Source organism: Pseudomonas sp. PAMC 25886, from assembly GCF_000242655.1.
GTDB lineage: Bacteria > Pseudomonadota > Gammaproteobacteria > Pseudomonadales > Pseudomonadaceae > Aquipseudomonas.
Genome location: NZ_AHHC01000082.1, coordinates 1 through 12566, shown reverse-complemented (window position 1 = coordinate 12566; position 12566 = coordinate 1). Strand labels below are relative to the sequence as shown.

General features: G+C 62.7%; 12 protein-coding genes and 1 tRNA gene. 9 read left to right on the top strand and 4 right to left on the bottom strand.

What is annotated here, in order from left to right:
* Positions 1-172 precede the first annotated feature (172 nt).
* Positions 173-248: transfer RNA gene (locus MUM_RS0126430), tRNA-Asn, on the top strand.
* Between the two features lie 65 nt (positions 249-313).
* Here MUM_RS0126430 and MUM_RS1000000133595 read toward each other — a convergent pair.
* Entirely contained in the window at positions 314-577 is a 264-nt protein-coding gene (locus MUM_RS1000000133595; RefSeq protein WP_010175973.1) for an Ada metal-binding domain-containing protein, read from the bottom strand.
* A gap of 159 nt (positions 578-736) precedes the next feature.
* On the opposite strand from MUM_RS1000000133595, the gene MUM_RS0126425 reads away from it, so the two are divergent.
* Positions 737-2782 (top strand): prolyl oligopeptidase family serine peptidase, encoded by a 2046-nt coding sequence (locus MUM_RS0126425; RefSeq protein ID WP_010175971.1) that lies wholly within the window; start codon positions 737-739, stop codon positions 2780-2782.
* Here MUM_RS0126425 and MUM_RS0126420 read toward each other — a convergent pair.
* On the bottom strand, positions 2779-3648 hold the full coding sequence (locus tag MUM_RS0126420) for a LysR substrate-binding domain-containing protein (protein WP_010175969.1): 870 nt from the start codon (positions 3646-3648) through the stop codon (positions 2779-2781). The two genes, MUM_RS0126425 and MUM_RS0126420, sit on opposite strands and share 4 nt — an antisense overlap.
* Positions 3649-3782: 134 nt before the next feature.
* Here MUM_RS0126420 and MUM_RS0126415 point away from each other — a divergent pair, with 134 nt between their 5' ends.
* From MUM_RS0126415 to MUM_RS0126400, 4 genes are read left to right on the top strand one after another with little or no spacing between them, the layout of a single operon-like run.
* Positions 3783-4835: an agmatine deiminase family protein gene (locus MUM_RS0126415; protein ID WP_010175967.1), complete on the top strand. Its 1053-nt coding sequence runs from the start codon at positions 3783-3785 to the stop codon at positions 4833-4835.
* A 4-nt stretch (positions 4836-4839) separates the two neighbouring features.
* The gene (gene aguB, locus MUM_RS0126410; protein ID WP_010175965.1) at positions 4840-5733 is read left to right on the top strand and encodes an N-carbamoylputrescine amidase; all 894 of its coding nucleotides are present in this window, start codon (positions 4840-4842) and stop codon (positions 5731-5733) included.
* A gap of 1 nt (position 5734) precedes the next feature.
* Positions 5735-6823 (top strand): extracellular solute-binding protein, encoded by a 1089-nt coding sequence (locus MUM_RS0126405; RefSeq protein WP_029616113.1) that lies wholly within the window; start codon positions 5735-5737, stop codon positions 6821-6823.
* Between the two features lie 20 nt (positions 6824-6843).
* Entirely contained in the window at positions 6844-7962 is a 1119-nt protein-coding gene (locus MUM_RS0126400) for an agmatine deiminase family protein (protein WP_010175960.1), read from the top strand.
* Here MUM_RS0126400 and mug read toward each other — a convergent pair.
* Both mug and MUM_RS0126390 read right to left on the bottom strand, forming a co-directional pair.
* Positions 7959-8474: a G/U mismatch-specific DNA glycosylase gene (gene mug / locus MUM_RS0126395; protein ID WP_010175958.1), complete on the bottom strand. Its 516-nt coding sequence runs from the start codon at positions 8472-8474 to the stop codon at positions 7959-7961. The genes MUM_RS0126400 and mug overlap by 4 nt on opposite strands.
* The gene (locus MUM_RS0126390) at positions 8471-9094 is read right to left on the bottom strand and encodes a TetR/AcrR family transcriptional regulator (protein ID WP_010175957.1); all 624 of its coding nucleotides are present in this window, start codon (positions 9092-9094) and stop codon (positions 8471-8473) included. Before MUM_RS0126390 ends, mug begins: the two co-directional genes overlap by 4 nt.
* Before the next feature lie 104 nt (positions 9095-9198).
* On the opposite strand from MUM_RS0126390, the gene MUM_RS0126385 reads away from it, so the two are divergent.
* The 3 genes from MUM_RS0126385 to MUM_RS0126375 form a co-directional block, all read left to right on the top strand.
* Positions 9199-10230, top strand: a complete 1032-nt coding sequence (locus MUM_RS0126385; RefSeq protein WP_010175956.1) for an HlyD family secretion protein — start codon at positions 9199-9201, stop codon at positions 10228-10230.
* Positions 10227-11681: an MFS transporter gene (locus tag MUM_RS0126380; RefSeq protein WP_010175955.1), complete on the top strand. Its 1455-nt coding sequence runs from the start codon at positions 10227-10229 to the stop codon at positions 11679-11681. The genes MUM_RS0126385 and MUM_RS0126380 overlap by 4 nt, the downstream gene beginning before the upstream one ends.
* A gap of 51 nt (positions 11682-11732) precedes the next feature.
* Positions 11733-12566 (top strand): TolC family protein (locus MUM_RS0126375; protein WP_029616112.1); only part of this gene is annotated, 834 nt, incomplete at its 3' end.

Sequence of the window (12566 nt, the reverse complement as noted above, 5' to 3'; positions counted from 1 at the left end):
CGTCCTTCAAGGAAAGGGTGGGGGCGGGGTTATCTGCGGATGTTGGCGTTGGCGTATGACAGCGTTGTGACAAGTGTGGAGATGATGATTTCCCGGCGCGGCGCAACCTGGGGTATACAAAATCTCACTGAACGCTTGACTTCTCCTTTTCAATCAGTAACATACGGCGCATTCCGCGATAGCTCAGTTGGTAGAGCAAATGACTGTTAATCATTGGGTCCCTGGTTCGAGTCCAGGTCGTGGAGCCAGATAGTAAAAAAGCCTGCAGCGATGCAGGCTTTTTTTTGCCTGGAATTTGACCCGAACACTCGATTCAGGCGTGTCCTCGAAACAGACGGTATTCGTCGGGCATGCAGACTGCACAAGGACGATATCCAGCCGCGATAGCAGTGAATTCATCGAGAAAAAACACGCGATTTTTCACATAGCCGCCGCGCGCAATCGCTTGCAGTGCCGCACGGCAGTCGAGCTTTCCATAGAGCCTGCTACGACGGTGCCCGCCCAGCGTTCCCGGCTCGGGGCTTGGGAAAGGTTCTGCATCTGCGCCCATCAGTATCCATACGGCTTTTTCAGCCATCGCCTGTACTCCTGCCGTAACGGCCCGCGCTTGCGTCCCTATGTATCGCCTTTCATATTGGGTAGCACACCCGGTTTCTTGCTTTTTTTATCGCTCAAAGACAGTCAAAGTCGGGCACCCTACGCGTTATCCATCACTGATTTCCGACAGGAGTCGAACATGCCAACACTTCCCGAAACGTCCACCGACCCCTACCTATGGCTTGAAGACATCGACAGCACCCGGTCACTGGACTGGGTACAAGCCCAAAACCTCAAGACCGAAGACCGGCTCGCCCGCTCCGACAGCTTCAAGCAAATCAAGGCCGACGTGCTGGAGATGCTGGACTCGGACAGCAACATCCCCCACGTCAACAAGGTCGGCGCTTATTACTACAACTTCTGGATGGACGCCGCTCACCCGCGCGGCCTTTGGCGTCGTACCACCCCGGCGGAGTACCGCAAGGCGCAACCTGCCTGGGAAACGCTGCTGGACCTGGATGCACTGAACGCCGCCGAAGGCGAAAACTGGGTGTGGCACGGTGCTGATTACTTGCGCCCGGATTACCAGCGCTGCCTGCTGGAGTTGTCGCGCGGCGGGGCTGATGCGGGTGTCATCCGCGAGTTTGATCTGGCCAGCAAGACCTGGGTCGAAGACGGCTTCCAGTTGCCGGAGTCCAAGGGCGGCCTGGGCTGGATCGACCGTGACAACGTGTATGTCTTCACCGATTTTGGCGAAGGCTCGATGACCCGCTCCGGCTACCCGCGCATCGCCAAGCAGTGGCAGCGCGGCACGCCGCTGAGTGCCGCCCGTGTTGTCTACGAAGGCACGCTGGATGATATGTACATCGCGGCGATGCACGACGACACGCCCGGCTATGAGCGTGACTTCGTCAGCCGTACGCTGGCGTTCTACAACAACGAGCTGTACCTGCGGGGCAACGATGGCCAGTTGAGCAAAATCGACGCGCCGAACTCGGCTGAAAAGTCAGTGCATAAAGACTGGCTGCTGCTGGAGTTACGCGAGGACTGGGCGCTGGATCAAGTGTTTGTCTCGGGCTCCTTGCTGGCGATCAACGTTGATCGCTTCATGGCGGGCCAGCGGGATTTCGAGGTGTTGTTCACGCCCACGGACAGCACCTCGCTGACAGGGTTTACCTGGACCCTGAATCACCTGGTGCTGAACGTGCTCGATCACGTCAAGAGTCGCCTCAGCGTGCTCACGCCCGGCGCGAACGGATGGCAGCACAGCCCGTTCACGGGGGCGCCCGGCATGGGCACGGTGTATGCCCGCGCAGTGGACAGCGACGACAGTGATGCCGTCTGGCTGGTGACCACCGATTACCTGACGCCGACCACCCTGGCGCTGGCCGAGATCGGTCAGGCGCCCGAGGTGCTGAAAACCCTGCCGGCGTTTTTCGACTCAAGCCAGCACGTGATCGAGCAGCAGTTCGCGGTCTCCAGGGATGGCACCCGTGTGCCGTATTTCATGGTGCGCGGCAAGGACTTGCAACTCGATGGCACGGCGCCGACCTTGCTCTATGGCTACGGCGGTTTCGAGGTCTCCCTGACGCCGAATTACTCCGGTGAAGTAGGCCGCGCCTGGCTCTCGAAAGGTGGCGTGTACGTGGTTGCCAACATTCGCGGTGGCGGTGAATACGGCCCGCGCTGGCACCAGGCGGCACTCAAGCAGAACCGTGGGCGGGCCTATGAAGATTTCGCGGCGGTGGCCCGGGACCTGATCGCCCGCGGGATCACTTCGCCCCGCCACCTGGGCGCGGAGGGCGGCAGTAACGGCGGCCTGTTGACCGGCAATATGCTCACCCAATACCCGGAGCTGTTCGGTGCAATCGTGTCCCAGGTGCCTTTGCTCGATATGCAGCGCTACCACCACTTGCTGGCCGGGGCGTCGTGGATGGAGGAATACGGCAACCCGGACGAGCCCGAAGAGTGGGCCTACATCCAGACGTTTTCGCCGTACCACCTGTTTGACCCGGCGAAGACCTACCCACCGGTGTTTTTCCTGACCTCGACCCGCGACGACCGTGTGCACCCGGCCCACGCCCGCAAGCTGGCGGCGAAGATGATCGAGGCCGGCAAGGACGTGACGTATTACGAAAACATCGAGGGCGGGCACGGCGGGGCGGCGGACAACGCGCAGGCTGCGCACATGAGTGCGCTGGTCTACCGCTTCTTGTGGGAGAAGCTGAGCGTCAGCCGGGACTAATCGACACCGGCGGTGACCAGGTTGCGCGTCAACCATTCACTGAAGCACCGTGCCAGCGGGTTGTTCTCGCTGTCACGGTGGGTCAGCAAGGCCCAGTTGGGCCCGCGAATGGTTGCCTCTACCAGCGGTTGCAGCAACCCGTCTTCCAATGCCTGTCGGCTCAATAACTGGCTGACCAGCGCAATCCCCAACCCGGTACACGCCGCCTCCAGTAACAGCCCGGGGTCAGAGAAATTCAGCCCCTGATCCTTTTGCCCCACATCAATCCCAGCCTCCACCGCCCAATGGCTCCAATCCATCTCCCGTTCGCCGTGCAGGGTGGTGCGCTCCTCCCTGGGCAGTGCCAGCACGCGTGGGTTGCACGCGGGAAACAGGCGGTCGGCATGCAGCACCTTGAAGCTGCATTCGGCCTGGGAGCTGATGTCGTCGCGCACGGCCAAGTCGATGGTCTGGCTGGCCATGTCCGGGACTTCGTCGGTGCTGAAAATCCACAGGTCCACTTCCGGGTGCTGGCGGCGGAAATCCTCCAGGCGCGGCAGCAGCCAGTGGCGGGCGAAGGTCGGCGTGGTGTTGAGCACCAACTGGTTGGGCTTGCGGTACTGCCCCAGGCGACGAACGCCCACGGCCAATTGCTGCAATAGCGCCTGGGTGGTGCTGAGGAAGTCGTGCCCGGCATCGGTCAGGCTGACGCTGCGCCCACTGCGGAAAAACAGCGGTTGCTCCAGGTACGCCTCAAGGCTGCGAATTTGCTGGCTGATGGCCGATTGAGTGAGGTGCAGCTCCTCGGCGGCCTTGTGGAAACTGCCCAGCCGGGCGGCGGCTTCGAAGCCGCGAAGGGTGCCAAGCGGCGGCCAATGGTTAAGCATGCTGATAAGTTCCTCTAATCAGTTTTCCACAAAATCCATCGTTTGTTAGCCCGTTTTTACAGCCGTAGCATGCATGCCAAGACCTCGCAGGCAGTTTTCATTGAACACAATGACTTAACTCAAAGGTATTTGTCATGCAGCAGAATGAAATTCAAAACGGTGGCGGGTGGATGCCGGCGGAGTGGGCCAGGCATGCCGCGACGTGGATGGTCTGGCCGCATAACCAGGCGCTGTGGGAGTCCGGCTGGGGCGTTACATTGGCGCTGGTGCAGGAGGACTTTGCCCGTGTCGCCAATGCGATTGCGCGGTTCGAACCGGTGAAAATGATCGTCGATCCTTCGGCTGTGGCCAGTGCCAGGGCGTTGTGCGGGCCAAACATCGCACTGATCGAACTGGCGGTGAATGACAGTTGGTGTCGCGATTCCGGCCCGAGTTTTGTGTGCCATCCGCAACACGGGCTCGCCGGTGTGAGCTGGCGTTTCAACGCGTGGGGCGGCAAGTCGGCCCATGACCTGGATGAAAGCCTGGCGCGCCGTGTGCTCAATCACCTGGGCGTGGAGTGCCTGGGCACACCGTTGAGCAACGAAGGCGGCGCCATTCATGTGGACGGCGAGGGCACGTTGATCACCACCGAATCGGTGTTGCTCAACCCCAATCGTAATCCGGGGGTGACCAAGGCCGAGATCGAGGAGATTTTCACCCGCCTGCTGGGCGTGAAAAAAACCATCTGGCTGCCAGGCGACCCCGATCACGTGACCGGCGACATGACCGACGGCCATGTCGATGGCGTGTGCGCATTTGCCCGTCCGGGCGTGTTGCTGGTGGATGCCACCCATGACACCCATTCGGTGTACGCCGAGGTGGTGCGGGAAAACCGTCGGGCTCTGGCGTTGGCCACCGACGCCCGAGGCCGTCGCTTCGAGATGATCGAACTGTATGAAGCCACCGATGCGGTGGACACCGAGGCTGAAGTGTTTTGCGCCTCCTACACCAACTTCTACATCGCCAACCACGCGATCATCATGCCCGCCTATGGCATTGACGCCGACCAGGTCGCCGCCGATGTCCTGGCCCGTGCGTTCCCGGGACGCGTGGTGGTGCCGGTGCGCATCAATCACCTGGCCCATGGCGGCGGCGGGGTGCATTGCATCACCCAACAGCAACCCGCCTGGCCGGTGAAGGGGTGATGCCATGTCAGTGCTGACGATTGCTGTCACGCAAATGCCCTGCACCTGGGACCTGCCCGCGAACCTCGATCTGGCCGAGCAATTGGTGCGTGACGCGGCCAGGCAAGGCGCCCAGGTGATCCTGCTGCAAGAGCTGTTTGCCACGCCGTACTTTTGCATCGAACAGCATCACAAACACTTGGCGCTGGCGCAGGAATACCGACACAGCGCGGTGCTCAAACGCTTCGCTGCCCTGGCTCGGGAGTTGGGCGTGGTGCTGCCCCTCAGTTGGTTCGAAAAGGCGGGCAACGCCTGCTTCAACTCCCTGAGCGTGGCCGATGCGGACGGGCAACTGCTGGGGGTGTATCGCAAGACTCATATCCCCAACGCCATCGGCTATCAGGAGAAGGAATACTTCAGCCCCGGCGATACCGGCTTTCGGGTCTGGGACACGGCGTTCGGGCGCATCGGCCTGGGCATCTGCTGGGATCAGTGGTTCCCCGAAACCGCGCGCTGCCTGGCGCTGATGGGGGCTGAAGTGTTGCTGTTTCCCACGGCGATCGGCTCTGAACCCGGCTGCGCGACCCTGGACTCCCGGGACCATTGGCAGATGACCATGCGCGGACATGCCGCCGCCAACCTGGTGCCGGTGGTCGCTGCCAACCGTGTCGGCCGCGAAGTGGCGACCACCGACCCGGCCTTGCAGATGGACTTCTACGGCTCGTCCTTTATCTGCAATCACAAGGGCAAGTTGCTTGCCGAAGCGGACCGCGACAGCACCGGCGTGCTGGTGCACAGCCTCGACCTGGCGGCGATACGCGAGGACCGTCTGACCTGGGGCATCTACCGTGACCGTCGCCCGGAAATGTATGGCGGGTTGTTGAGTCTGGATGGTCATCACACCCACCGAGGCCTTTGACATGAAGATTATCTGTACGCTGTTGCTTGGATCCCTGGTGCTGGCGTCGTCCCTGCACGCCGAAGAAAAAACCCTGAAGCTCTACAACTGGGCCGATTACTTTGCCGAGGACACGCTGTCGCGGTTCACCGCCGAAACCGGGATCCAGGTGATCTACGATGTGATGGACGGCAGCGAAACCCTGGAGGCCAAGCTGATGGCCGGTGGCAGCGGTTATGACCTGATTTTCCCTGGTGACACCGTGGGCGAACGGCTGATGCGCGCGGGCAGCCTGCAACCGCTGGATCAGTCCAGGCTCACCGCCCTGAGCGACATCGAGCCCGGTTTGCAGAAGCTGCGCACGCACTACACCTACTCGAACAACGCCACGGTTCCTTACACCTGGGGCACCATCGGCCTGACCTACAACACCGAGCAGATCAAACAGCGCATGCCGGACGCGCCGGTCAACAGCCTCGACCTGTTGTTCAAGCCGGAGCTTGCCGCCAAGTTCGCCGACTGCGGGATTTCCCTGATCGACTCACCGGATGAAGTGCTGGCGGTGGCCCTCAATTACCTGGGGCGTGACCCGCGCAGCGCCAAGCCGGCAGACCTGGCCGCGGCCAGCGAGCTGTTGCTCAAGCTGCGACCCTACATCCGCAAGTTCCAGTCGCAGCCGGTGACCGACCTGGTGAACGGTAACCTGTGCCTGTCCCTCGGCTACAGCGGCGACATGACCCAGGCGCAACGGGCGGCGGACGCAGCCGGAAAAAAGGTCACGTTCGACTATCACATCCCCCGCGAGGGCACCACGGTATGGATGGACACGATGGCAATCCCCGTCGATGCCCGGCATCCGGAGTACGCCTACGCGTTCATCAATTTCGTGATGCGCCCGCAGAACATGGCCGCCATCAGCAACTTCACCGGCTACCCCACCGCGAACGCCAAGGCGCGTCCCGAGGTGGATCCGGCGATGCGCAACAACCCGCAGATCTACCCGGATGAGGCCACGTTTGAACGGCTGATCCCGGGAAAAGACATCCCCCAGGCGGACATGCGTGCACGCATGCGCGTATGGACCAAATTCAAGACCGCTACCGTCCAATGATCCCACTTCCAGAGGTACCCATGGCAACACGTCGCGAATTCATCAAACAGGTATCGGTGGTCGCCACCCTGGGCGCCGCCGTGTCCGTCGGGCTGGGCTCGCGCTGGGCACAGGCCGCCACCCAGGGCCACTGGTTCATGCCCGACGAAGGCGAAAAACATCAGCAGGCGTTCATTGCCTTTGGCGCGCAGGCGGCCATTCACGAGGACTTTACGCCCGACGTGCAAGCAGCCCTGGGCCGGATCGCCCGCGCCATCGCTCGTCACGAGCCGGTGACCGTGTTCTGTCGGGAAGAGGAGCGAGCGCTGGCTGAAGAAAAATGCGGCACCCGCAACACCACGTTTGTGGTCACCGAGCTGGATGACATCTGGATGCGTGACACCGGCGCCAATTTTGTCATCGATGGCCAGGGCGGGCTGGGCGCCGTGGATTTCAATTTCAACGGGTGGGGCAACAAACAGCAGCACGCCGAGGATGCGCAGGTGGCTGCGCTGGTCACCGAAGTCGCCGAGGCCCGGCCGATTCGCAGCGAACTGGTGGGCGAGGGCGGGGCTATCGAGGTGGACGGCCACGGCACCGGGATCATGACCGAGAGCAGCTGGATCAATGGCAACCGCAACCCCGGCTGGAGCAAGGCCGAGGTGGAAGCAGAGCTGAAGGCGCGCCTGGGCCTGCGCAAGATCATCTGGCTGCCGGGCATCAAAGGCCAGGACATCACCGATGCCCACGTCGATTTTTATGCGCGTTTCGTCAAGCCGGGCGTGGTGATTGCCAACCTCGACACCGACCCCGAGTCCTATGATCACAAGGTCACGCTGGCGCACCTGGACATTCTCAAGCAGGCCACCGACGCAGACGGTCGGCCGCTGCAGGTGCACACCGTGTCGCCGCCGCTTAATCCACGCAAGAGCCGTTTCAACCGGAACAATCCGGATTTTGCGCCGGGGTATATCAACTACTTTGTCATCAATGGGGCAGTGATTGCGCCCGAGTTCGGCGACAAGGTGGCCGACGCAAAAGCCTTTGAACTCCTGTCCAGGCTCTACCCGGAGCGCGAGGTGGTGCAGCTCGATATCGATGTGATTGCGGCGGGTGGCGGCGGGATTCATTGTGTGACCAGTCACCAGCCGGCGGTTTAGGCGGGGGCGCGCAATGCCCGCTTCAGTTGACCGTATGCCTCGACCAACTGTGCCTGGGTAAAGCCCAGGTTCCTGCCGCTGGGGTTAGGCAAAACCCACACGCGGGAATGTCCGAGAGCATGCGGCTGCAACCCCCACGCAATGTCCCGCTGACCGCTCAACGCGCTGTACGCCGCCTTTCCCAGAAACGCGACAAACCGTGGCGCATAACGGGTGATCTTGCTTTCAAAACGCGCTGCCGCCGCCTTGAATTCATCCGCCGACAACTGATCCGCCCGCGCGGTAGGCCGCTCCACCACCGTGGTCAGCCCGCACTGATAACGCAGGATCGTGCGGTCGTTTTCCGGCTGCACTTCATGGGGCGTAAACCCGGCCAGGTGCAGGGTGCGCCAGAACCGGTTGCTCCTGCCCATGAAGTGATGCCCGGTGGCGGCGGCCTGCAGCCCCGGGTTTATCCCGCAAAAAATCACGGCGAGATTTTCGGCCAGAATATCGTCCAATCCTTCCTTCATCCGCAGATGACCTGCACGGCACTGCGCGCGAGGGCGATCAGCTCGGCGTGAGGTTTGCCCGCCCGAGCGCGAATCGACAGGCTGTGCACCAAAGAGGCGGCGAGGACGGCGACGGCTGCCGGGTCTGCAGCGCCTTTCAATTCACCGGCCTCGATGGCCGTGCGCAAGCGGGTTTCGAGATGGGCGTCGAGGGCGTCGAGGCGCTGCAACAGCACGGCGCGAATCTCGGCGTCCTCGACCGCTTCGGTGGTGGCGGTGCCGATGATAAAGCAGCCCCGTGGCTCGCCGTCCCCCGAAAAGTAGATCGACAACTGGCCTTCATACAGGCGCATCAGTGCGTCGGCCAAGCTCAGGCTCGGGTCGTCCAATGCCTCGTCGATGGCGGCTGACGCGAGGCCCCAATACTGCTCGAGCGCCTTGAGGTAGATCGCGTGTTTGTCGCCGAACGCCGCGTACAGGCTCGGCCGGTTCATCCCGGCAGCAGTGGCGATGCCGTCCAGTGAGGCGCCGGAATACCCGGTACTCCAGAACACCCCGAGGGCTTTTTGCAGCGCCGTTTCAGGGTCGTAGGCGCGCGGGCGGCCACGGCCTTTTGCCTCTGTAATCTTTTTTTGTGCCATGACGTACAAAAATCCTTGAGTAGAGGTGGGTGGGTCTATATTCTTACATCATCGCACAAAATTAAAGCCTCAGAAATCCCGGGCTCAGTAAAGGTAATTCGATCATGAGCAAAGCGTTGGAAAACACGACCCGCACACCCTGGCGTTCACTGTTGATGGTGGGCTTTCCGGTACTCGTGGCCGCGGCGGGGTATGTGTATTACCTGAAGGATGCGCCCTACGTATCCACCGATAACGCCTATGCCCGGGTGGCGAAGGCGTCGGTCAATGCGCGGGTGTCCGGGCAGGTGGTCGAGATCGCCGTGGAAGACAACCAGGCGGTGCACAAAGGGCAGGTGTTGTTGCGGATCAACCCCGAGCCGTTCCAGGTGGCGGTTGACCGTGCTCAGGCCCAATTGAGCGTGGCGCGCTTGCGCATTGAAGGCCTCAAGGCCAGCTACCGGCAACAGCAGGCGGAACTGCAAGCGGCCAGGGAGTCGGCGGGTTTCGACCAGAAGGAATTCGCCCGTAAAAAGGCCCTGGTGGCTACCGAGTTCGTGTCTCAGGCCGTGTTTGAACGAGCGGACACCGACTTGAAAGTCGCCCGGCAACGCGTCGCGTCCATCGAGCAGCAGCTCGCCAATACGGTGGTGGCCTTGAACGGCAATCCAGACATTGAAATCGACCGCCATCCCGCGATTCGCGAGGCCCAGGCGCAGCTTGATGAAGCGCAACTCTACCTCTCGTACGCGACGGTGTATGCGCCCGACGATGGCGTCGTCGCCAAGGTGGACGACGTGCAGGTCGGTGACTACCTGAACAGCGGCGCGCCGGCCTTCGCCTTGCTGTCGCCCCGTCGTACCTGGGTTGAAGCCAACTTCCGCGAGACCCAGATGACCCATATGCGGGCCGGCCAGCAGGCAACCATCAGGCTCGACACGTACCCGGACCATCCCTTCAAGGCCCACATCACCAGCCTGAGCCCGGGCGCCGGCGCCGACTTCGCCTTGCTGCCGCCGGAGAACGCCACCGGCAACTGGGTCAAGGTGGTCCAGCGGGTGCCGGTGCGTCTGGAACTGGATGACGCCAGCGCCGACTTGCCGCTGTTCTCCGGCACCAGCGCCACCGTAACCGTTGATACCAGGACCGGCCCATGAACAGCGCACGCACCCTCAGGTTCACGGCGTTGCTGGTGACCTGGCTGCAGGCGGTCAACGTGTCGCTGCCGAACTCGGCCCTCAGGTTTATCCAGGGCAGTTTGTCGATGACGGACGATGAGGCGGGGTGGATCTTCACCTCGTACCTGGCCGCCAGCGCGATCACCTTGCCGGTGGCCCAGTGGCTCGCCGCGCGCTTCGGTGTGAAGGCGGTTTACCTGGCGGCGATAGCGATCTTCGCCGTCGGATTGCTGCTCGCGACCGGGGCAACCACCTCGTTGCAATTCGTCGGTGCGCGGATTATCCAGGGGGCCGCCAGCGGGGTATTGGCGCCGCTGTCGATGGCCATCGCCCTGGAGACATTGGCGGCGCAAAAGCGGCCAACATTCGGCCCGCTGTGGACGGCCATCGGGCTGCTGGGCATCGTCAGCGGCCCGGCGATTGGCGGCTGGGTCAGCGAGCATTTCGGCTGGCGCTGGATGTTTTACGCCAGCCTGCCGCTGTTGGCCTACGCCGTATTGGTCGTGGCGTTGTTGCAATCCGAGAAGAAAGCCAACAGCGCGCCGGCCTTTGATTTTTCAGGTTTCGCCAGCTTTACCCTCGGCGTGATCGGTCTGCAAATGCTCCTCGACCGGGGCCAGCGCCTGGAGTGGTTCGACTCACCCGAAATCTGGCTGGAAGCGGCCGCCAGTGCTTTGGGGTTCTACCTGTTCACCGTGCACCGCTTAACTTCCGGTACGCACTTCATCAGCAAGGGGTTATTGCGTGATCGCAACTTCGTGCTGTCGACCATCATCTTCTTCGCGGTCGGTTTCGTGCTGCTGCCGACCATGGCGATGACCTCGCCGATGCTGGACGAACTGCTCGGCTTCCCGCCGGACACCACAGGCTTCCTCACCATCCCCCGTGGCGTGGGTCTGCTGGGTGCGTTCTGGCTGATGAACCGCGTGCCCGCGGACCTGGATGGCCGCCCGTTTGTGGTCGCCGGTATCGCCGTGGTGATCTACGCCAACCACTCGATGCTCGGTTATTCGCCGTTGATGGATGGCTGGCCGGTGGCGCTGGCCGGCGCGATCCAGGGGGCGGGCCTGGGCCTGCTGATGCCGGCACTTTCCCGGGTGGCGTTCAGCACCCTCGCACCCACATTGCGCCCCGAAGGCAGCGGGCTGTTCAACCTGTCCCGGGTCTACGGCAGCACCCTCGGCGTGGCTGTGGTGCAGTGGTTCTTCTTCAACAATACCCAGGCGATGCACGTGGCGCTGGCCAGCCACCTGACCCTGCAGGCGGTCCCGGCATCGACGTCCCTGGCCGGGTTCGGTGCGCTCAACGAAGCCATCACCGGCCAGGCCGCCTTCATCGCGGTGCTCGGCCAATTCAAGATTCTGCTGTGGGCGATGCTGGTGGTGAGCCCGCTGGTTCTGCTGCTGCGTAAACCTGTCACGACCCACTAGTTTTCCGGAGTGTGCCAAATGAAACCCCATGGGCTTGTTATCACGGCCGTTATGACCCTGTCCGCCTGTTCTGTCGGCCCGGACTATAAGGCGCCGTCCGTTACCGCTTCGCAGCACTATGACGTGCAGGCGGAACAGCGCGTTTCGTTCAACCAGAAGGTGAGCGTCGACTGGTGGTCGACCTTTCATTCCCACACGCTGGACCGCGTCATGCGCCGGGCGATTGCCGGCAACCTTGAGCTGACGGCGGCGGACGCAACGTTGCGCCAGGCGGCCGCGTCGGTGGCGGCGGCGGAAGGTGCGCTGTTCCCGCAGGTGGATTTCGCTGCGCAAGCGGGCCGCCAGCGTGTGCATAACGCCGCCCGGCCCGCGGTGACGAACTTCTACGGCGTCGGCCCGCAGGTCAGCTTCGACCTCGACGTATTTGGCGGTAACCAGCGCCGGGTCGAGCAACAGCAGGCGTTTGCCGATCTCCAGCAACACCGCTTCGAAGCGGCCTACCTGACGCTGACGGGCGACGTCGCCAGCCAGGCGTTGTTGATGGCCTCGGCCACTGCGCAGATGGAAGCGGTGCAGACCTTGCTCGCCACCGACGCAAAAAACCTCGAACTGGTGCGCGCCGCGCAACACAGCGGCGCGGCGACGCAGCTCGATATTTCCCTGGCCGAAACGCGGCTGGCGCAGGACCGCACGCTGTTGCCGCCACTGGCCCAGCAGCGCGATGCGGCGCGGCATGCGCTGTCGATCCTGGCCGGCAAGGGGCCGGCGGATTGGCGTGCGCCGGACTTCAACCTGGCTGAATTTGCCTCGGCCACCACGCTGCCCGTCAGCCTGCCGTCCGAGCTGGCCCACGACCGCCCGGACGTGCAGCAAGCCGAAGCCGAA

What these genes read in the sequence shown, in the direction of transcription:
- MUM_RS0126385 (WP_010175956.1), top strand. Translation starts at nt 9,199, where the DNA reads ATGAGCAAAGCGTTGGAAAACACGACCCGCACACCCTGGCGTTCACTG.
- MUM_RS0126380 (WP_010175955.1), top strand. Translation starts at nt 10,227, where the DNA reads ATGAACAGCGCACGCACCCTCAGGTTCACGGCGTTGCTGGTGACCTGG.
- MUM_RS0126400 (WP_010175960.1), top strand. Translation starts at nt 6,844, where the DNA reads ATGGCAACACGTCGCGAATTCATCAAACAGGTATCGGTGGTCGCCACC.
- MUM_RS0126415 (WP_010175967.1), top strand. Translation starts at nt 3,783, where the DNA reads ATGCAGCAGAATGAAATTCAAAACGGTGGCGGGTGGATGCCGGCGGAG.
- MUM_RS0126425 (WP_010175971.1), top strand. Translation starts at nt 737, where the DNA reads ATGCCAACACTTCCCGAAACGTCCACCGACCCCTACCTATGGCTTGAA.
- MUM_RS0126405 (WP_029616113.1), top strand. Translation starts at nt 5,735, where the DNA reads ATGAAGATTATCTGTACGCTGTTGCTTGGATCCCTGGTGCTGGCGTCG.
- mug (WP_010175958.1), bottom strand. Translation starts at nt 8,474, where the DNA reads ATGAAGGAAGGATTGGACGATATTCTGGCCGAAAATCTCGCCGTGATT.
- aguB (WP_010175965.1), top strand. Translation starts at nt 4,840, where the DNA reads ATGTCAGTGCTGACGATTGCTGTCACGCAAATGCCCTGCACCTGGGAC.
- MUM_RS0126420 (WP_010175969.1), bottom strand. Translation starts at nt 3,648, where the DNA reads ATGCTTAACCATTGGCCGCCGCTTGGCACCCTTCGCGGCTTCGAAGCC.
- MUM_RS1000000133595 (WP_010175973.1), bottom strand. Translation starts at nt 577, where the DNA reads ATGGCTGAAAAAGCCGTATGGATACTGATGGGCGCAGATGCAGAACCT.
- MUM_RS0126390 (WP_010175957.1), bottom strand. Translation starts at nt 9,094, where the DNA reads ATGGCACAAAAAAAGATTACAGAGGCAAAAGGCCGTGGCCGCCCGCGC.